Here is a 21,224-nt window from a genome sequence, read left to right as displayed (position 1 = left end):
TTCTTTTAGCTATTTACGGGCAATTATTCATTTTTTTCTTCACATATTAAAATAAAAATACAAAGAATAATATGTCTTATTTATTTACGTCTGAATCAGTTTCAGAAGGGCACCCGGATAAAATTGCCGATCAGATTTCCGATGCATTAATTGACAACTTTTTAGCATACGACAAAGCGTCTAAAGTAGCTTGTGAAACACTGGTTACAACAGGACAGGTTGTATTGGCAGGTGAAGTAAAATCTGATGCATATCTTGATGTACAGACTATTGCCAGAGAAGTCATCAATGGTATTGGCTACACCAAAGGCGAATATATGTTTAATGGTGACTCTTGTGGTGTTATTTCTGCAATTCATGAGCAGTCGCCGGATATCAACCAAGGTGTTGACAGAGCTGTAAATGACGAATCTTTTGAAGCTAAAGCAAATGCTCAGGGAGCAGGAGATCAGGGAATGATGTTTGGTTACGCAACCAACGAGACAGCCAATTATATGCCTTTGGCTTTAGATCTTGCGCATACTATTCTTAAAGAACTTTCTGCAATCAGAAGAGAAAACTCTGAAATTACTTACCTTCGTCCTGATGCAAAATCTCAGGTTACTATTGAGTATTCTGATGACCACAGACCTATCAGAATAGATTCTATTGTTGTTTCAACACAGCATGATGATTTCGGATCTGAAGAAGAGATGCTAAACAAAATCAGAGAAGATATTAAAAACATCCTGATTCCAAGAGTTGTTTCTAAACAGTCTGAAGAGATTAAAGCTTTATTTAATGATCAGATCAAATATCACATCAATCCTACAGGAAAATTCGTAATTGGAGGACCTCACGGAGATACAGGTCTTACAGGAAGAAAAATCATTGTGGATACTTATGGTGGTAAAGGTGCTCACGGTGGTGGTGCTTTCTCCGGGAAAGATCCTTCAAAAGTAGACAGAAGTGCGGCGTATGCTACAAGACATATTGCAAAAAACCTCGTTGCTGCGGGTATTGCCGACGAAGTTTTGGTACAGGTTTCTTATGCAATTGGTGTAGCTGAACCTTGCGGTTTGTATATCAATACTTACGGAACTTCTAAAGTTGGTTTAAATGATGGTGAAATTGCTAAAAAAGTTTCAACCATTTTTGATCTGAGACCTTATGCTATCGAGCAAAACTTAAAATTGAGAAACCCAATTTATCAGGAAACTGCTTCTTACGGACACATGGGAAGAGAGCATTATATTGCTGATAAAACGTTCAATAAAGGACAAAAAAATGAATTGACTCTTGAAGGTTTGGAATTCTTTACATGGGAAAAACTAGACAAAGTAGAGGAAATAAAATCTGCTTTCGGAATTTAATTCAGGTTTTCGGTATAGAAACTGCTTTAACATGAAGATGCTAAAGCAGTTTTTTTTATTTTTACACCTCAATAGTTCCAGTATGAAGTTTAAAAACAGATGAAGATCAGCGAAACATACTGCTTATAAAACAAATAAATATCTACACATGAAAATACAATCTGCTATTTTTATCTTATTTTTCTCTTTGGCAAGCATTGCAATAAAAGCACAATATACTGTTCACAAAATGGTAAATGTTGGCTATGTATACCAAAATCAAAGTTTTGGAGAGTTAGGCGGTAAGCTTTTATTTCTGAAAAACGATGATGTTATATACAGATTAGGTGCTTCTGCACTAATGGGTTCTGCAAACTCAGATTTTGCGATCATGCCAAAAGTACAGGCAGATGTAATGCTCAATTTTGAAAGAAATGTAGATTTTTACCACTCCTATTACTTTATAGCCGGTGTGGAAGGCACCAATAAGTATGTAGCTCCTAAAATAGGAATTACCCTTTTCGGACTTTTGGATCTTACCGGAGGCTATGCATTCCCTATAGGAGATAAAGGATTGAACGGAAAAGAATTAAAAGGACTGAATATCAATTTCACATTAAATATCCCTACCACATTCTTACATGATATGCTAAAGTAATTTTTCTTGTAAAAAATTAGTAAATATTTAATATTTATTTAATACTTATTAAAATTTTATTATATTTACAGCATAATTTAATGCTTATAGAATATACTCTACTTTAAAATCCGTTTTACGGCAAACCATATACAGCTTGATAACTAAATCAGGAACAGGTTTGTACTATAATAAATTTTGAGAAGAGTTATGAAATCTACAGACAGTCAACTAATATCCTTATACCAAAAAGGAAGCGAAGAGGCATTATCTATCCTTATACACAGACATCAAAGAGAGCTTTTTACGTTTATTTTATATAAAATAAATCATCAGGATCTGGCAAATGATATTTTCCAGGACACGTTTATGAAAATCATTGTGATGCTGAAAGAAGGACGTTACAACGAGGAAGGAAAATTTATCCTTTGGGCAAAAAGAATTGCTCAGAATCTGATTATTGATTATTATCGAGCCAAAGCAAAAAACACAAAAATATCCGAAACAACTTTTGAAAATGATGAGTTTTCTATATTTGATCTTATCAGAGAGCCATCAGAAAATATTGAAGATCATCTGATAACAAGACAAATCCATGAGGATCTGCTGAAAATGCTCCATTTTCTTCCTGAAAATCAGCAGGAGGTGATAAAACTCAGGTTTTTTGACGGTTTAAGCTTTAAAGAAATTGCAGAACACACTGATATGAGCATCAATACAACTTTGGGAAGGGTTCGGTACGCTCTTATTAACCTTAGAAAAATAATGGAGGACAATAATATTATTCTGACTAGATAATATTTTGGTACAATTTTCGTTTTTAAAGAAACTACAATTTTCGCCTATGAAAAATAACGATTCTTTAAAATTGAAAAGCTTGAAACCAAAAAAACAAACTATTGATTTTCTTCTGAGTTTCTCTAAAAACCTGCAAGTCGTAAAGGTAAAAAATAAAAATTTTCACCTGACAAAAAATTAAAAATATCTAAATTTGTGCTGTATGAAAATTCAGCACATTTTTTTTGACCTAGACAATACACTTTGGGATCACCGCAGAAATGCATATCTTACAATTAAAGATCTTTTTGATAAAGAAGAAATTACTTTAAAATACAATATAGATTTTGAAGAATTTCATTCTATCTATCATGAGATAAATGAAAGGCTTTGGGAACAGATCAGAGACGGCGAAATAGATAAAGATTATTTAAGAAAACATCGTTTCTATGATGCGTTCATCCGTTTCGGAGTTGATGATCCGCAGTTATCTATGTATTTTGAGGAGCATTTTCTGGATAAAATTTTAAATCACAATCATCTGGTAGAAGGCGCTGCGTATATTTTGGATTATCTAAAAAGTAAAAACTATACGCTTCATGTAATCTCTAACGGTTTTCAGGAAGTTACCGAAAGAAAATGTATCCTTTCAGGAATTGATCATTATTTCAAATCAATTACCAGCGCAGATTCTGTAGGCGTAAGAAAACCTCATCCTGCTATTTTTGAATATTCTTTAGGGCTTGCAGAGGCAGAAAAGGAAGAAAGCATACTGATTGGTGATGACTGGATTGCTGATATTATCGGAGCCAAACAGTTCGGAATAGATGTAATTTTCTTTGATGCATTAAATGACAATCCACAAGAGGAAAATCTTAAAGTAATAAAACATCTTTTACAGATAAAGGATTATTTATAAACACTAAAAATTTCGGCGGCATCTTTGGTGCCGCCGAAACTCTTATAATTTAAATAAATAATCATTAAGAGAAATATCATTTGATTGAAAATTATTTTTTTTATCAATACTTAATAAATTAAAACCTCTTCTTTTTGCCAATCCTTTTTTTACTAAATCATCAAAAACTTTAGAAGCTGCTAAATATTCCTCTAATTTTTCTTTAGGATTCCCTTTTACTACTTGCTCAGAAGCAATTTTTTCTATTTTTTTCTCTAACTTTTCCATATTTAAAAATGATTTTTTGTGTGTATAAATATACCTTGATTATTAGTGAATTCTAAAAATGAGTTTAATAATTCATTATATGACCTTATAAGATTACTTAACACGGGATCTAAAGAATAGTCGTTTATTTTGAGTCGGATGTCCTTTTCTAAAGTTTCAATATTAATTGGTCTTCCATGTGATTTCCATTTATTATTATTACTTAAGTCGTTTGCGATTTCTTCAGCTCTTCTTTCTTTATCCTCATCAGTTACAGGACTGCCAATATTCGTAGTAGTATGTTTATCCCAATTTTTAAATTTGAATTTAACAAGCCATTTTTTCAATAAAGCAACTGACAATTCTCTAGCTTGTTCGTAACTTCTTAATTCAGCTAAATCAAAATCTTTTAAGATTAAAAACTCTGGTTGTGTTAAGTCTCCAGTTTTTGATTTCTCTAACATTTCATTAATTTTATCTAAATAACCTAAAGCTGGAACAAATTTACCCTCCCTGTTTTGAATTTGTGGATCTATTGGTCCTAATACAGAATAATAATCCATGAATATGCTATCTCCGCTCATGCAAAAGATTGTTCCAGCACTATATGCATAATCAGGAACTATAAAATGAACTTCTTCGTAATGATATCTTAATATATTGACACATCTTTCCACTGCATTTGCTGAACCTCCCGTGGATGTTAATATAATATAAATTTTATCTTTTTTATCTCCGTCTGCTACTAAAGATTCTATAATATTTAAAAAAGTTTTCTCAATACCATTGAAAAAATGTCCAGTATATGAAATAACATCTGCATTAAAATGATTTGCTAAATCATTTAATTTATTTGTTAAATCTTGTTTTGCTAAAGTAATGATGTGATCTAATTTCATCGCAACAAATTATATTCCAAATATATATTAAATTTTTACAGTCCCAAATATTTTCTAACTCTTTTTAATGTATCTACAGCAATCACTCTCGTTTTGGATGCACCTTCCTGAAGTTTTGCTTCAAGTTCATCAAGATTGTTCATATAATAAGAAAACAACTCTCTTTCTTTTTCAAATTTTGTAAGAATCAGATCCAGAAGCTCTTTTTTAGCATGACCATAACCGAAGTTTCCTGCTAAGTATTTTGCTCTTAGCTCTTCAGTTTGTTCTGGAGTTGCAATCAGTTCGTAAATTGCAAAAGTTTTATCTGTTGACGGATCTTTCGGTTCCTCTAAAGTTTTAGAATCACTTTCAATACCCATTACCTGCTTTTTTAATTCTTTTTCGGGCAAGAAAATATTAATAATATTTCCTCTTGATTTAGACATTTTATTTCCATCAGTTCCCGGAACATATTTGGTATTTTCCTGCAGTTCAGATTGTGGAAGCACAAAAACTTCTCCCATCTGGTTATTAAATCTTGAAGCCACATCACGTGCAATCTCCAAATGCTGCAGCTGGTCTTTTCCTACCGGAACAATTTCTGCATCGTACAGCAAAATATCTGCAGCCATCAAAATAGGATAGGTAAATAATCCGGCATTCACATCTTGTAGTCTGTCTGCCTTATCCTTGAACGAATGCGCTAAAGTTAATCTCTGATACGGAAAAAAACATGATAAATGCCAAGAAAGTTCACAGGTTTCAGGAATATCGCTTTGTCTGTAAAAATAAGTTTTTTCGGTATCTAATCCACAAGCAAGCCAAGCCGCAGCAATCTCGTAGGTGTTTTGTTTCAGTTCATCAGCATTTTTGATCTGCGTTAAAGAATGCAGATTGGCAATGAATAAAAAAGATTCGTTTTCCGATTGTTTTGAAAGCTCAATCGCAGGAATAATTGCACCTAAAAGGTTTCCCAAATGCGGTGTTCCGGTGGCTTGAATGCCGGTAAGAATTCTTGACATTTTTTAATTTTTAAATTAACAAAGTGCAAATTTAATTATTTCTCCGGCAGATTAGTAGAATTGTAGCGAAGATTTTGATCTAAACTAAGAGCTCGTTTTGTATTTAATTAAACGATGGAGTAATGATTTTCCACCAATACTCTAAATTAACCCTCAAGATGGAAAATTAACTTTACAACTGTGGAAAACTACCAGAACTATCTTAATTTTCTTTTAGTTTGATTCAAATACTTTACAACCTGTTTTTTGTCAGGTAAAGTCGTAATTTCTTTGGTCAACGCTTTTTCAAATTCAATCTTTGCACGTTGGTAATCTTTAAACTTAAAATAATACTTTCCAGCCAAAAAATAACCTGACCAAAGATCCGGATTCAGAGTCTGAAACTCTGATATAAAATCTTCGCTCAAAACTATATTATCTTTTTCAATGGCATTAAGAATTTCCGATTGCATCAATCTATAAACTTCGTAATCTTCAAATTCCTTAGAATTTACAAACGGATCTTCGGGAATATTCAATTCAGATTTTAAAAATTTTCCATTCTCTAATCTTTTATCCGAAAATATCTCATTCAGATCATAGCACACAAATTCTCCAAGCTGATAAGGATTTGAAGAAACCCAAACAAGCTTTTTTTCTGGAGAAAAAATTACCGCATGATGAGCCAAAAGCTGATTGATTGCCTTTTCATTTCCATAACCTATTTTTTTTCCACGCAATCCTGATCTATCCCTTAAAATTGAAGCTATTTTTTCCGGATTTAGTTTTTTGTTGAGATCTAAGAGTTCCTGAAGTTTATTGTACCGGTATTCTGAATGACTTTCTTTTTGATGTTTTTGATTTCTTTTATCATTTTGATAATTTTCTGACTGAAAATGATTAGTACAAACAATCGCATCAGAATTTACAACATCATAAACACCGAAGTTTTTAGGTGAAACTTCAATAATGACTGCTTTTTTGTCAGCTGCACTTCCTACTAAAATAGATTCCGAAACAAAAACTTTTCTTTTCCGGGCAATTTTGATTGCTTCATCAATTGTTGCAGCATATTGTAAAATCTCTCTTGTCACCAAAGAAATTGGCGTTTTTGCAGTAAAAGGAATTTGGGATTTTCCGGCATTGATGGTTACGGTAATTCCTTCTTTATTCATCCCAGAAACCACTCCGATCATTCCGGGCCAGCTTACAGAAAAATACGGAATCCCATTCTCTGGTTCAACAAACTGTATCAATTTATTTCTGGCGAAATCATCACCCGCATAAAAGTCAAAATTTCTTCCGATCAGCAAATCTCCATCCTCTGTATTATCATTCCATGCTGCGAGAGAACTGCATCCCACCATCATCAGATCCTGCATTGCATGACCAATATCGTGAGCTCCGTGTAAGTATAGAGTTCGGTGAAACTTCGGAGCAATAAAATTGTACTGATCTGATGAATATTGGGACAAACCATACAATTCCGCCTGAAAATCTTCTCTTACATTGAGATGCATTTTCCGGTTATACCATTTCAGAAAACCACGCAGAAGGCTTTGCTTCAGTTTTGACGGAACAATATCTTCTACCTTAGAAAAGAAAATATTCTCTTGTATCTGCATTAAATCTTTAGTTAAAGCTCCGTTATTATATCCCAGCTGCAAAGAATTTCCTTTAATGTACAATTCCCAAAGCTGCTGTTTGTTTTTCGTTAAATAATTTTGTTTAAAACTAAAAGTAGAGTCATTAATTTTATCAACTTTTGGAATTTCAAGTGAATATTGCTGTATATCAGGAAGATGTTTCATTGACTTCCGAACACCGCAGGAAATAAGATTTAAACTCAGAAATAAATAGAGCAGAAATTTACTTTTCATTAGTTTGTCTTATTTAAAACTTCATTGAGCCGTTCATCAATTATTTCTTTACCTAAAATTTCTGTACAAGTATTAAATGCACCAATAGTACAGCCTAAAATTCCATGCATATTCACCGACTGTCCGGTAAGAAAAAGGTTATTAATTTTTGTTCGCGGAGAAACCATTGTTTTTAAAGGGTTCTCAGATGTTTTTGCATAACCATACATATTCCCTTCAAAATTGCCGATATAATCACGATAGGAAAGCGGAGAAGATGTATAAATATTTTTAATGGAAGCACGCAGATCAGGAAACTTTTTTTCAAGTGCATCAATCATTTTATAAGCTTTCTCAATCTTAAATCTTTCATATAATTCTCCTCTATCACGTTCATCCGTAACAGTATTGAATGTATCTTCCCATTTACGCACTTCTTCAAAATCCATATAAGAAATTGCCGTTAGGCTTTCTGCAAAAGAAGAATTTTGTTTAGAAGGCGTTGACGACAGCATATAGGTTTGTGGCCAATTGTCTTTGGTATATTTAAAAGCATTCCAAACCATATTTTCAGAAGCGTAATGATATAAATTGTAATTGAAATTCAGGATTTTTTCCGGCTTCAGAACAAGATAAACACTAAAGCACGAGGAAACAGGTTCCCAACTCAAAACCCGATTAACAAATGACTTTTTCAGCTGTTTTTCCCCAATCATTTTGATTGTAGAGCGGATTTCAATGTTTGATATAAATTTATCGGCATACAACTCATTTCCTTCCTTAGTTTTCGCAGCAACTAGATTTCCTTCCGAATTACAAACAAATTCTGAAACTTCTGTCCGTTTATAAACTTCTGCTCCGTATTCACGCAGTTTTCTGACGAGCAGTTTTGAAATCTGACTTCCGCCTTTTTCACATTTGTACGCACTTTGAATGTAAGAATTAACCGTTAACGCATGAACGTAAAACGGAATATTTTCGGAATCTCCTGCATAGAGAAAGTTGGAACCCAATAAAACGGACTGTAATTTTCTGTTTGGTGTAATGGATTCTATAAATCTTTTGGTATTAAGATGTAAAATTTCTTCGTTATAATTGTCTTTTCCAACTAAATTATATCTCGGAAAATTGCTGCATACTCTTTGAAGTTCTTCACAATAATTTTCTAAATTTTCTTTTTCTTCCGGAAAGTATTTTGACAATTGCTCGACAAAATTTTCATAACCTTGAGCGTGCGGATATTCAGTTTTATCATTTCCAAAAGTAATTTTATCGTAGCCGTTTTCATCCATCTTCTGAAGATTAAGATCCTTCATAATTTCCAGATAGGAAAAAAACTGATGAAGATTTTGACCTTTTGAAAGCCCGCCTAAATAATGAACTCCCGTATCAAAGATGAGTTTGTCGCGTGAAAACGTCTGAAGATTTCCGCCATATTGGTTGTTTTTCTCCAAAACACAGACTTTCAGACCTTCTTTTGCTAAAATAAGTGCTGAAACAAGACCGCCAATACCACTTCCGATTACCAATATTTCGTAGTGCTTTTTCAAATTTTGATTATCGTTTTTAATTGCAAAAGGTACAAAAGTTTATTTACTTGAAAATGGATATTGGTTATTTTACATCATCCTTGTCAAGGTTTTGAACCTTGACAAGGATTTAATGGTGAACTTACCATTTGAGTAAAGCGAAAGAATAAACACCGAATAACGCAGCCCGACTTGAGCGGAAATCCTTTTTTGCAAAGCAAAAAAGATTGGGAGCGGAAGACGGATAAAGCTGCCCTAAAAATTGGAAAAGTCTTCAACAAATGTCAAAGGAGGAAAAAAATCAGTCTACATCATCCCAAAAGTCAAAATAATTGAACCATTGAAGCGGATATTTCTGAATCATTAATTCAAGATTTTGGATGTAAGAATTCAAGAGTCCCTGTGCATCACGTTTTTTGATGTTTTGGGCTTTTCTCGCATATAAATGATAATGAAGATTTTTTTCTTTCATCACATACACATAAACAACAGGGACTCCCAATCTTGAGGCAATAAGAAAAGGACCTGCCGGAAACTTTGCCGTTTTACCTAAAAGATCTGCTTCTAAATACTTAGAACCTTCAAAATAACGATCTCCGGTAAAACAGATGAGTTCGTTTTTGGATAACGCTTCATTAATCTCGAAAATATGTGACATGTCTTCTTTGATGTAAATGAATTTGATGCTGCTTTTGTTTACAGAAACGCTTTCCAGATATTCTTTAATCACTGTAACTTCCTGGTCTGTAGTGACTAAATTTATCTGACAGTCAAAATCTATATCAGCAAAAAAATATTCTGCCACTTCAAAATTCCCGATATGCGCACTGATGAGCACGCCTCCTTTTTTCTCCGCTAAAAGCTGGCGCAATGTATCAATTCCGTCAAATTCATAAGTGTAATTTTCACGCAGTCCTGCAGAAATTGCAGTTTTATCAATAAGGGTCTGTCCGAAAGTAAAATAGCTCTTAAACAGCGAAAGTTTTGTTTTCCAATAGCTGTAATGAAGTCTTTTGCGAAAGTAATAAGTATAATATCTGTTGCTGTTTTTTTCAAACAAAAAATAATAGAATGCAACAAAATAGAGAACAAAATACGAACTTCTGATTCCGATATTTCTAATACACCAAACGAAAATCTGATAACCCAGAATCGTTCCCTTAGATCTACCTTTCCATTTGTTCATAACAATTTAATTTAACAATTTACTTATGTAACAGTGTAACAATTAAATCATTGGCACATTGCTAAACTGGAAAATTGTTACATCTTAGAGTTGATTTTGTTTTCTATTGTTGAATAAAAATCATCGAAAGTGATGATGTTTTTAAAATCAGCTTCACCTAGTTTCACCCCAAAATTAGATTCGATAACAACAACCAAATCTATATAATCTAAACTGTCTAAACCCAAAGTTTTTTTAAAATGAGCATCATTGCTGATTTCATCGCCATCGACTTCAAATTCATTGATCAAAAAATCATTAGCAATGTCAACAATTTTTTCTCTTTCCATTTCTTACTCAAATTTTTTAACAATTAACGCGGAGTTTGTTCCTCCGAATCCAAAAGAATTTGACAAAAATACATCAATTTTTTGACTTTTTGTCTCAGCTATAAGATTTATCTTTTTTGCCTCATCATCAGGATTTTCCAGATTGATATTAGGTGCAACAAAATCGTTTTGCATCATCAAAACAGAATAGATCACTTCACTGGCTCCTGCCATCCAGCATTCGTGCCCCGTCATTGATTTCGTAGAACTCACAGGAACTTCGCTCCCGAAAATTTCGTGAATTGCTTTCGCTTCGTTGGCATCACCAATTGGCGTGGAAGTAGCATGAGCATTGATATAATTTATGTCTTTTGCTTCTAAGCCGGATTGCTTCAAAGCTCTGTTCATTGCTAAAGCGGGTCCGTCAACATTAGGCGTAGAAATATGTCCTCCATTTGATGAAAAACCATATCCTACGATTTCAGCAATAACATTCGCACCCCTTTTTTGGGCAGATTCCAGGCTTTCAACAATTAAAGTTGCCGCTCCTCCACTGGGAATTAAGCCGTCCCTATCTATATCAAAAGGTCTGGATGCTTTTGTAGGCTCATTTTCTCTTGCCGAAAAAACGCCTAATCCATCAAAACTCGCCATTGAATAATGATTGGTTTCCTGAGCTCCTCCGCAAATAATCATTTCCTGAAAACCATTTTTAATCATCATAAAAGCCAATCCTAACGAATGAGAACCGCTTGCACAAGCCGCGCTCACTGTTAAGTTGATTCCTTTTAATCTGAAAATAGTAGAAAGATTCATCGTTACCGTAGAGTTCATAGATTTAAAGATTGCTCCGGAACCCATCAACGCGGTGTCTTTTTTTTCTCTGGCAATATCGATGGATTCTACCACGGCTTTTGAAACACTGTCGTTTCCATAAAGAATTCCTACTTCATTAGTATCTAAAAAATCCTGGTCAATATTTGCCTGTTTCAAAGCATCAAGTGTTGCGATGTAAGCATATTCGCTTTCTTCGCCCATACTTATGCGCTGTCTGCGAGTCAGAAGATTTTTGAGATCTGGTTTTGGCACAACACCCGTTAATCCGGATCTGAAACCAAATTCTTTTCTGTTTTCATCTAAAACAATTCCGGATTTACCGTGATAAAGGGATTCTTTCACTTCTTCCAAAGAAGTTCCGATGCAAGAATAAATTCCCATTCCGGTAATGACTACCCTATTTTCCATTTTTTTAAATTTAACAACGTATCAGTCTAATAATGTATCAATTAAAAACATTGGTAAACTGGTACATTATTACATTGTTACATTATTTTATGAATAAATTCCACCGTTGATATTAATGACTTCTCCTGTAATGTAAGAAGATTTTCTTGAGGCTAAAAACACCACCAAATCTGCAACTTCTTCGGCTTCGCCAAATCTGTTCACAGGAATCATTGCTTTTAATTCGTCTTCATTAAAATCCTGCGTCATATCTGTTTTGATAAAACCCGGCGCAACAGCATTTACAGTGATATTTCTTTTGGCAACTTCCTGAGCCAAAGCTTTTGTAGCTCCTACTAAAGCTCCTTTCGCTGCCGAATAATTGGTTTGTCCTGCCGTTCCTTTCACTCCGGAAACCGAAACCATATTGATGATTCTACCGTATTTATTTCTCAGTAATTTCTGAATAAAGAAATTGGTGACGTTGTAAAAACCATTTAAACTCGTGTTAATAACAGAGTTCCAATCTTCACTTGGCATCCACATAAATAATCCGTCTCTTGTGATTCCGGCATTGTTGACAATGACTTCTACAATCGCTTTAGGATTATTCTCTTGCCATTCCGTTAAAACTTTCTGTGTTTCTTCGGTATTTCCTACATCAAATTTTAGAATTTCTCCTGTAGATCCCAATTCTTCCACTTTAGCCAACGTTTCTTTAGCTGCAGTTTCGTTTGAAGTATAATTGATTAAAATATGATAGTTCTTTTCTTCAGCCAGTTTTATACAAATCGCTTTACCAATACCTCTGGAACCTCCTGTTACAATTGCACATTTCATCGTTACTTGTTTTTATGATAAGACATTTTTATGGTCTTAATTATTACGTTGTCTTTAAATATTTTTTCACCTTTTCCAGATACGGATACATCACCATATCATCTGAAAATGCAGGAATAATTTCTCGAATATGATCATAAAGCTCTCTTGTAGAAGAAGAAATTTTATCCTGATACTCCAAAAATTCAATCGCCTGAACAATGGTAATGGCTTCAATAGCCAACACTTCAAAAGCATTCTCAATGACTTTTCTGCAAATCACAGCAGAGTTAGTCCCCATGCTTACAATATCCTGATTATCATTATTATTAGGAATACTGTGAACATACATCGGGTTAGACAACATCTGGCTTTCTGCCGTTGTAGAAGTTGCCGTAAACTGAACTCCCTGCATCCCGAAATTGAATCCTAATTTACCTAAATTGACAAAAGGAGGCAAAATTTCGTTGATTTTAGAATTCAGAAGATAATTTAATTGTCTTTCCGCCAACATTGTTAGTTTTGTCACCACAATTTTCAGCTTGTCCATTTCTAAAGAAACATAATCTCCGTGGAAGTTTCCGCCGTGATAAACGTGCTGATTTTCAACATCTATAATCGGATTGTCATTGGCAGAATTAATCTCGTTTTCAAGGACTTTCTCTGTATATTCCAATGTATCCAAAACAGGTCCTAAAATTTGGGGAACACATCGAATAGAATAATATTCCTGTACTTTTTCTTTAAAAACCTTTTCCTGTTCTTCAAAATGAGTGTATAAATGATCTGCTCTTTTTCTTACCAATTGACTGTCAGACAAATGCGCTCTCATTTTTTCAGCAATTTTTTGCTGTCCGGAATGTAGTTTTGTCTGGTTCAAAGCTTCCGACAAATGATCGTCATACGCCAGAACAATCTCGTTAATTGCGCAAGAAAGTTTTAAGGAAATATCAACTAACTGATTGGTTTTATATGCATTAACTACACCTATTCCCGACATGACAGAAGTTCCGTTCATTAAACCTAAACCTTCACGAATCTCAACTTTAATAGGCGTTAAACCTTCTGTTGCAAAAACTTCTTTTGTAGATTTTCTTTCACCCTGATGAAAAACTTCGCCTTCACCAATTAAAACCAAAGCCAAATGTGCTAACTGAACCAAGTCTCCGCTCGCTCCAACACCGCCGTGTTCAAAAATCAATGGTGTAATATCTCTGTTAATTAATTCTTTAAGTAAATTAACAACTGAAACGTGAATTCCTGAATTTCCTCTCGAAAGCGTATTCATTCTTGCTAACATACAGGCTTTCACTTCATCTGCCGGTAAAGGATTTCCAATACCAGAAGAATGACTTCTGATCAAATTATACTGAAGCTGATGGGTATCTTCATCACTGATCTTAAATTGAGCCATCGGTCCGAAACCTGTATTGACTCCATAAATTACCTTATTTTTTGAAAATTCTTTCAGAAACTCAAAACTTTTTTTTACCCGAGATAAAAGCTCATCATCCAATTCAATTTTTTCATTTCCAATAATGATTTTTTGAAAATCACTGAGCTTTAAAAAGTTATTTATTTTCATTCAGTAAAGTAATAATGTATAATTTTGCAGATCTAAAATTAATTGTAATTAATTTTGCGGCAAAGATAGAAGTTATTTATAAAATAAAAAATCGGAGATGAGCAAAGAATTTGTTGATGTTCTTGTCATAGGAGCTGGTCCATCAGGATGTGTATCTTCCTCATACTTAAAGAACAACAACATCAATGTAAAAGTGGTTGAAAAAACCAGATTTCCCAGATTGGTTGTAGGCGAGAGCTTAATTCCAAGAGTGATGGATCATTTTGATGAAGCGGGACTATTTCCTGCTCTGGATAAAATGGGATTTGAAAAAAAACTTGGCGCCCGTTTTTTAAGAGGTGATGAAGTGTGTCTTTTTGATTTTAGTAATAAATTTGGAGAAGGATGGGACTGGACATGGCAGGTTCCGAGAGCAGATTTTGATCAGGTTTTGGCTCAGGAAGTCATTAATAAAGGTGTAGATCTCGAATTTGAAACAGAAGTAACCGGAATTGAATTTAACGGAACAGATTCTGTTACGACCGTAAAAAATAAAAACGGAGAAACCAAAGAAATCCACGCAAAGTTTGTGATTGATTCCAGCGGTTACGGAAGAGTTTTACCGAGACTTTTAAACTTAGAAAAACCTTCAAAACTGTCTCCGCATTCTGCTATTTTTGCTCACGTAAAAGATATTAACCGAGAAGAAGGTACGGAAGGAACTTTAATTTCTTTTGACATTATTGAAACCGAAGTCTGGCTTTGGGTAATCCCTTTTTCCAACGGCAACACAAGTGTAGGAATTGTAGGACCCACTGATTATATCGATAAACTTTCTGAAAATGGTAACACTGCCGAAGCTTTACGAAAAGCAATTTCTCTTTCAGATTATTATGTAAAACGCTTCGGGGATGTAGAATTTTTATTTGAACCAAAACATCTGAAAGATTATTCGTGTTCCGTCAAAAAACTATTCGGTGACGGATTTGCTTTAACGGGAAATGCTTCAGAATTTCTTGATCCTGTTTTTTCATCGGGAATGGCATTCGCAACAGAATCCGGAATGTTGGCTGCAAAATTGGCTATCAGACAATTGAACGGAGAAAAAATCGACTGGCAAAAAGAATATTCGGACTATATTTTATATGGCGTTAATGTTTTCACAACGTACGTAAAAGAATGGTACACCGGAAATCTTCAGGAATTATTTTTTCATCAACCTGAAAATCCAGACGTGAAAAGAAAAATCTGTGCAGTTTTGGCGGGTTACGTTTGGAACAAGAAAAATACTTTTGTGAGAATACATGATACAGCGATCAAAAATCTGGCAGAATTTATTAAAACAGAAAAAATACAAGCATAAAAAAGCGGTCTGATAATTTTCAGACCGCTTTTGTTTATCTTAAGTCCACAAAATTGATTGGCTTTCTACTATTCGGATTAAAAACTGTTTTATATAAAATATCAAAATCTACTATTTCAATTTTCGGACTTACTCTTAATTTTGCCCTGAAATGATCCCGAACTTCGTTTTCAAAATTTTCGTCGCTGATTTCTGTGCTTAATTTGATTATAATTTCATCCAACCCTATTTCATTTGATTGAATAACAATCTGGTAGCACAAAATTCCATTAAAATCATTCAGAATATCATTCATCGCAGGTGGATATAAAGTTGTTCCTTTATATTTAATCATCTGCTGTTTTCTACCGATAACTGGACCCAGTCTCATCGTGTTTCTTCCACATCGACAAGGTTCGTAATGTGCTTTCACAATATCTCCAGTTTTAAACCTCAACAAAGGAAGTGCTTCTACGCCAAGAGTCGTAATCGTTAATTCTCCGGTTTCGCCTTCTTTTACAGGATTTTCATCATCGTCAAGAATTTCGGTAATGATTAATTCCGGATGTTGATGTCCGCCATTCTGAAATTCACATTCTGTGAAAGCTGTACTCATTTCTGTTGAAGCATAGGTTGAATACAGTTGAATATTCCATTTTTCTTTAATTTTTTGAGAAAGAATATTATCCGAAAAATCCTGATTTTTGATGCTTTCACCAATACAGACCGCACCAATTACGCCTGAATTTTTATAATCTACATTGTTTTTCTCAGCATAATCAATCATTTTCAGCAAAAAAGACGGAACGGTAATTAAATATTTCGGTTTGTACCTGAAAATAGAATCCCACTGCAATTCCGGAATTCCGGGTCCCATTCTCACAACTCCCGCACCAATTTTTCTCAAACCAAGCAAATATGCCAAACCAGCAATAAACCGCTTATCAATTGTCGTAATCATCTGTACAACATCGCCTTTGGAAATCCCTGCACAAGAGAGAGAAATTGCTTCATTGTAGGCAATTCGTTCCATATCTTTTTCAGACAGTCCGAACGTAACGGGGTCTCCCAACGTTCCTGATGTTGTGCTGAAATCTACGATTTCGGTCATCGGAACACAGAAAAAATCATCATTATAAAGTTGCAGATCAGTCTTTGTAGTGGTTGGAAGTTTAGACAAATCTTCTAACGTACGAATGGTAGAAATATTAATATTCTTTTCCTTAAATAACTTCTGATAAAAAGGAGAATGAGTTTCAAGATATTTCAAAAGCTCTTTCAGTTTTTCTTCCTGAAACTTTTTGATGTCTTGAATGTCTGATTTTTCGATGAGTGGGAAGAGTTCCAATGATTTAAATTTTAAAAGACAAATTTATTTAAATTAAAATTAAAAGTCGGATGCAAAATTTTGTTCCAACAGATTGCACAGATTTTTACAGATGATCTTTTAGATTAAATTAAAAATCTGCATTATCTGCAAATCTGCAAGAGTAAAGTAAATTTGGCTAAAGCCATAGCACGCAACATTGAAAGCGGGTTAAAACCCATTCCTATTGATAAAATAATAAATTACAAATCGGATAAACTGATTAAAAATTTCATATTTCACTGTTGAAACTTCACATTCTTCGCTACATCAATTTTTGCCAACTTTTTATTAGACGACATCAAAATAAAACATATATTATAAACCGACAAAATTCACTAAATTTGCCAACTTGATTAATCAACGAAATTGAGAAATTACAATGAGCCAATTTAAAGAATATAAAAACCTCAACCTTATAGACGTAGCCGAAAATGTTTCGGAGTTCTGGAAAGCAAATGACACTTTTGCAAAAAGTGTGGAAACGCGTCAGGGAAATCCTGAGTTTGTGTTTTATGAAGGTCCGCCTTCAGCCAACGGAATGCCCGGAATTCACCACGTTATGGCAAGAGCGTTGAAAGATATTTTCTGCCGTTACCAAACGCAGAACGGAAAACAGGTTTTCCGTAAAGCTGGTTGGGACACACACGGACTTCCCGTAGAATTAGGAGTTGAAAAAGAACTCGGAATTACTAAAGAAGATATTGGCAAAAAAATTTCGATTGAAGATTACAACAAAGCTTGTCGTGAAGCGGTAATGCGTTATACTGATGTTTGGAATCACCTTACCGAAAAAATCGGATATTGGGTAGATTTGGAAGATCCATATATCACGTACAAATCAAAATACATGGAAACCGTTTGGTGGTTGCTAAAACAATTGTACAGCAAAGAATTGTTGTATAAAGGGTATACAATTCAGCCTTATTCCCCAAAAGCGGGAACCGGACTTTCTTCTCACGAGCTGAATCAGCCGGGAACTTACCGTGATGTTACCGATACTACAATTGTTGCCCAATTTAAAGTAAAAAAAGATTCTTCAGAATTATTCAATGATGTTGACGGAGATGTAAATATTTTAGCATGGACGACAACTCCGTGGACTTTACCTTCAAACACAGCTTTGGCGGTAGGAAGAGATATTGAATATGTTTTGGTGAAAACTTTCAATCAATATACTTTTGAGCCTGTAACCGTTGTTTTGGCGAGAGTTCTATTGGAGAAAAATTTTGGTAAAAAATTCGTTGAAGGAACTGATGAAGATTTGGCAAACTATACTTCAGACAGCAAAACCATTCCGTTTAAAATTCTAAAAGAATTTACCGGAGAAAAATTAGCTGGAACTCAATACGAACAGCTAATTTCTTGGTTTACTCCAAATGAAAATCCTGAGAAGGCGTTCAGAGTGATTATCGGAGATTTTGTAACTACGGAAGACGGTACCGGAATTGTTCACATTGCTCCTACTTTTGGTGCGGATGATGCGAGAGTAGCGAAAGATGCGGGAATTCCACCAATGTTGGTAAAAGATGAAAATGATAATCTGGTTCCTCTTGTAGATTTGCAGGGTAAATTTATTAAAGGAGAAAATGTTCCGGAAACTTTCTCAGGAAAATATATTAAAAACGAATATTACGATGAAGGAACTGCTCCTGAAAAATCCTGGGATGTAGAATTGGCGATTTTGCTGAAAACAGAAAACAAAGCCTTCAAAGTAGAAAAATATGTTCACAGCTACCCACATTGCTGGAGAACCGATAAACCTGTTTTGTACTATCCGCTCGATTCATGGTTTGTGAAAATGTCTCAGGTGAAAAACCGTTTGGTGGAACTCAACGAAACCATCAATTGGAAACCAAAATCTACCGGAGAAGGTCGTTTTGCTAACTGGCTTGAAAATGTAAATGACTGGAATCTTTCGCGATCAAGATATTGGGGAATACCGTTGCCAATCTGGAGAACAGAAGATCAAAAAGATGAAAAAATCATCGGTTCTGTAGAAGAATTATACAATGAAATTGAGAAATCAATAGCTGCAGGATTAATGACAGAAAATCCTTTCAAAGGTTTTGAAATCGGAAATATGTCTGAAGAAAATTATTCTTCGGTTGATTTACACAAAAATATTGTTGATAAAATTGTTTTGGTTTCAGATTCAGGAAAGGCAATGAAGCGCGAAAGCGATTTAATCGACGTTTGGTTTGATTCCGGAGCGATGCCTTATGCACAATTACATTATCCTTTTGAGAACAAAGAATTAATTGATAACAATAAAGCATTTCCGGCAGATTTTATCGCTGAAGGCGTTGACCAGACTCGTGGATGGTTTTATACACTTCACGCAATCGGAACAGCAGTTTTTGACTCTGTTGCTTATAAAAATGTAATGAGTAACGGACTTGTTTTGGATAAAAACGGTCAGAAAATGTCTAAACGTCTCGGAAATGCAGTTGATCCTTTTGAAACGCTTGGAGATTACGGTCCCGATGCTACACGTTGGTACATGATTTCTAACGCAAATCCTTGGGAAAATTTGAAATTCGATAAAGACGGAATTGATGAAGTGAGAAGAAAATTCTTCGGAACACTTTACAATACTTATTCATTCTTTGCTTTGTATGCAAATGTTGACGGATTTAATTATTCTGAAAAAGAAGTTGAAAACAGACCAGAAATCGATCGATGGATTTTATCTGAATTAAATCTCTTAATTAAAGAAGTAAAAGCATTCTACGAAGATTATGAGCCGACAAGAGTAGCAAGAGCCATCAGTACTTTTGTGAATGACAATTTATCAAACTGGTACGTAAGATTGTGCAGAAGACGTTTCTGGAAAGGAGATTATTCTGACGACAAAATCTCTGCTTATCAGACTTTATACACCTGTCTGGAAACGGTTGCCAAATTATCGGCTCCTATCGCTCCGTTCTTTATGGATCAGCTGTATCAGGATTTGAATAAAGTAACAGGAAAAGACAGCAATGAATCTGTCCATTTAACAGATTTCCCGGTTGCGGATGAAAGTTTAATCGATCAGGATCTGGTAGAGAAAACGCATTTGGCACAAAATATTACAAGTATGGTTTTCTCTCTGAGAAAGAAAGAAAATGTGAAAGTGCGTCAACCGTTGCAAAAAGTTTTGATTCCTGTATTGGATTCTAAAACTGAAGAACAGATTTTGGCGGTTGCAGAATTAATTAAACAAGAAGTTAACGTTAAAGAATTACAATTAATCAATGCGGAAGAAGCATCTCATTTAATCGTAAAACAGATAAAACCTAACTTCAAAACCTTAGGTTCCAGACTTGGAAAAGACATGAAAGTGGTTGGTAATGAAATTACTAATCTTTCAGCAGAACAAATTTCTACTTTAGAGAAAAACGGAAGCATCAATATTCAAGGCTATGAAATTACAACAGCGGATGTTGAAATTTCCACCAAAGACATTCCGGGATGGACGGTAACTTCAGACGGAAAAACAACTGTGGCATTAGATTTGAAGCTGACAGATGAGTTGAAATCTGAAGGTATCGCAAGAGAATTTATCAACAGGATTCAGAATCTTAGAAAAGAAAAAGATTTTGATTTAACAGATAAAATCAGCATTATTTTGGAAGAAAATAATCCTTTTCTTGAACAAATCAGACAAAATGAAGAATATATTTCATCTGAGGTGTTGTCAAACAAAATAGAAGTTGTATCTTCACTTTCAAATTTTAACGAATTCGACATTGATGACCAAAATTTTAAAGTGAATGTTGAAAAAAATTAATATTTAATTGTTGTTTTTTCAAATTCCAATTCATAATTTTATTAAAAAGAAAAAGAGCCATGCAAGACGAAAGAGTGCGATACAGCGACGCTGATTTACAGGAATTTAAAAAAGTAATCAAAGAAAAAATAGATAAAGCTGAAAGAGATCTTCAGCTGATCAGAGAAAGTTTCATCAATGACCAGAACAATGGTACAGATGATACTTCGCCTACCTTCAAAGCTTTTGAAGAAGGTGCTGAAACATTAAGTAAAGAGCAGAATTCTATTCTTGCCGGAAGACAGGAAAAGTTTGTACGCGATCTGAAAAATGCACTGATCAGGATTGAAAATAAAACGTATGGCATCTGCAGAGTAACCGGAAAGCTGATTCCGAAGGAAAGACTTCTGGCGGTTCCGCATGCTACATTAAGTATTGAAGCTAAAAATATGCAGAGATAATTATTTTATCTTATTTTTGTAAA

18 protein-coding genes are annotated in these 21,224 nt (G+C 34.3%); 7 read left to right on the top strand and 11 right to left on the bottom strand.

Annotated elements, in window-relative coordinates; all coding sequences use genetic code 11:
• The first annotated feature begins 71 nt into the window (after positions 1-71).
• The 4 genes from metK (at position 72) to FNE73_RS02825 (ending at position 3,664) form a co-directional block, all read left to right on the top strand.
• Positions 72-1,352 carry a methionine adenosyltransferase gene (metK, locus tag FNE73_RS02840; protein WP_143883263.1) on the top strand — a complete coding sequence of 427 codons (1,281 nt, stop codon included), beginning with the start codon at positions 72-74 and terminating at the stop codon, positions 1,350-1,352.
• A 148-nt stretch (positions 1,353-1,500) separates the two neighbouring features.
• On the top strand, positions 1,501-1,989 hold the full coding sequence (locus FNE73_RS02835; RefSeq protein ID WP_143883262.1) for a hypothetical protein: 489 nt from the start codon (positions 1,501-1,503) through the stop codon (positions 1,987-1,989).
• A 189-nt stretch (positions 1,990-2,178) separates the two neighbouring features.
• Positions 2,179-2,766, top strand: a complete 588-nt coding sequence (locus FNE73_RS02830; RefSeq protein ID WP_143883261.1) for an RNA polymerase sigma factor — start codon at positions 2,179-2,181, stop codon at positions 2,764-2,766.
• 202 nt (positions 2,767-2,968) lie between these two features.
• Positions 2,969-3,664, top strand: coding sequence for a YjjG family noncanonical pyrimidine nucleotidase (locus FNE73_RS02825; RefSeq protein WP_143883260.1), 696 nt, complete (start codon positions 2,969-2,971; stop codon positions 3,662-3,664).
• A 42-nt stretch (positions 3,665-3,706) separates the two neighbouring features.
• Here FNE73_RS02825 and FNE73_RS02820 read toward each other — a convergent pair whose 3' ends face one another.
• The 10 genes from FNE73_RS02820 to FNE73_RS02775 form a co-directional block, all read right to left on the bottom strand.
• Entirely contained in the window at positions 3,707-3,931 is a 225-nt protein-coding gene (locus FNE73_RS02820) for a hypothetical protein (protein WP_143883259.1), read from the bottom strand.
• A gap of 2 nt (positions 3,932-3,933) precedes the next feature.
• Positions 3,934-4,809 carry an SDH family Clp fold serine proteinase gene (locus FNE73_RS02815; protein WP_143883258.1) on the bottom strand — a complete coding sequence of 292 codons (876 nt, stop codon included), beginning with the start codon at positions 4,807-4,809 and terminating at the stop codon, positions 3,934-3,936.
• A gap of 35 nt (positions 4,810-4,844) precedes the next feature.
• Positions 4,845-5,813 (bottom strand): tryptophan--tRNA ligase, encoded by a 969-nt coding sequence (gene trpS / locus FNE73_RS02810; RefSeq protein ID WP_143883257.1) that lies wholly within the window; start codon positions 5,811-5,813, stop codon positions 4,845-4,847.
• A 197-nt stretch (positions 5,814-6,010) separates the two neighbouring features.
• Positions 6,011-7,672, bottom strand: a complete 1,662-nt coding sequence (locus FNE73_RS02805; protein ID WP_143883256.1) for a C45 family autoproteolytic acyltransferase/hydolase — start codon at positions 7,670-7,672, stop codon at positions 6,011-6,013.
• On the bottom strand, positions 7,672-9,201 hold the full coding sequence (locus FNE73_RS02800; RefSeq protein ID WP_143883255.1) for a phytoene desaturase family protein: 1,530 nt from the start codon (positions 9,199-9,201) through the stop codon (positions 7,672-7,674). The genes FNE73_RS02805 and FNE73_RS02800 overlap by 1 nt, the downstream gene beginning before the upstream one ends.
• Before the next feature lie 280 nt (positions 9,202-9,481).
• Complete coding sequence (locus tag FNE73_RS02795) at positions 9,482-10,366, bottom strand: LpxL/LpxP family acyltransferase (RefSeq protein WP_143883254.1); 885 nt, start codon at positions 10,364-10,366, stop codon at positions 9,482-9,484.
• 77 nt (positions 10,367-10,443) lie between these two features.
• Complete coding sequence (locus tag FNE73_RS02790; protein ID WP_143883253.1) at positions 10,444-10,695, bottom strand: acyl carrier protein; 252 nt, start codon at positions 10,693-10,695, stop codon at positions 10,444-10,446.
• 3 nt (positions 10,696-10,698) lie between these two features.
• Positions 10,699-11,919, bottom strand: a complete 1,221-nt coding sequence (locus tag FNE73_RS02785) for a beta-ketoacyl-[acyl-carrier-protein] synthase family protein (RefSeq protein WP_143883252.1) — start codon at positions 11,917-11,919, stop codon at positions 10,699-10,701.
• Positions 11,920-12,006: 87 nt separating this feature from the next.
• Positions 12,007-12,738, bottom strand: coding sequence for a 3-oxoacyl-ACP reductase FabG (fabG, locus tag FNE73_RS02780; protein WP_143883251.1), 732 nt, complete (start codon positions 12,736-12,738; stop codon positions 12,007-12,009).
• Positions 12,739-12,781: 43 nt separating this feature from the next.
• On the bottom strand, positions 12,782-14,302 hold the full coding sequence (locus FNE73_RS02775; RefSeq protein WP_143883250.1) for an HAL/PAL/TAL family ammonia-lyase: 1,521 nt from the start codon (positions 14,300-14,302) through the stop codon (positions 12,782-12,784).
• A 97-nt stretch (positions 14,303-14,399) separates the two neighbouring features.
• On the opposite strand from FNE73_RS02775, the gene FNE73_RS02770 reads away from it, so the two are divergent.
• A complete protein-coding gene (locus tag FNE73_RS02770) occupies positions 14,400-15,644 on the top strand; it encodes an NAD(P)/FAD-dependent oxidoreductase (RefSeq protein ID WP_143883249.1) in 1,245 nt (414 codons plus the stop codon).
• A gap of 34 nt (positions 15,645-15,678) precedes the next feature.
• On the opposite strand, the gene FNE73_RS02765 is transcribed toward FNE73_RS02770, so the two are convergent.
• Positions 15,679-16,971 (bottom strand): phenylacetate--CoA ligase family protein, encoded by a 1,293-nt coding sequence (locus FNE73_RS02765; protein WP_143883248.1) that lies wholly within the window; start codon positions 16,969-16,971, stop codon positions 15,679-15,681.
• A 400-nt stretch (positions 16,972-17,371) separates the two neighbouring features.
• On the opposite strand from FNE73_RS02765, the gene ileS reads away from it, so the two are divergent.
• Together ileS and FNE73_RS02755 are read left to right on the top strand one after the other, a co-directional pair.
• Positions 17,372-20,761: an isoleucine--tRNA ligase gene (gene ileS / locus FNE73_RS02760; protein ID WP_143883247.1), complete on the top strand. Its 3,390-nt coding sequence runs from the start codon at positions 17,372-17,374 to the stop codon at positions 20,759-20,761.
• Positions 20,762-20,820: 59 nt separating this feature from the next.
• Positions 20,821-21,201, top strand: coding sequence for a TraR/DksA family transcriptional regulator (locus FNE73_RS02755; RefSeq protein WP_089741706.1), 381 nt, complete (start codon positions 20,821-20,823; stop codon positions 21,199-21,201).
• The last annotated feature ends 23 nt before the right edge of the window (positions 21,202-21,224 follow it).

The sequence above is a fragment of the Chryseobacterium binzhouense genome, from assembly GCF_007474545.1.
GTDB lineage: Bacteria > Bacteroidota > Bacteroidia > Flavobacteriales > Weeksellaceae > Chryseobacterium > Chryseobacterium binzhouense.
The sequence above is the reverse complement of the archived record's forward strand: the minus strand, read 5'-3'. Positions and strand labels throughout refer to the sequence as shown.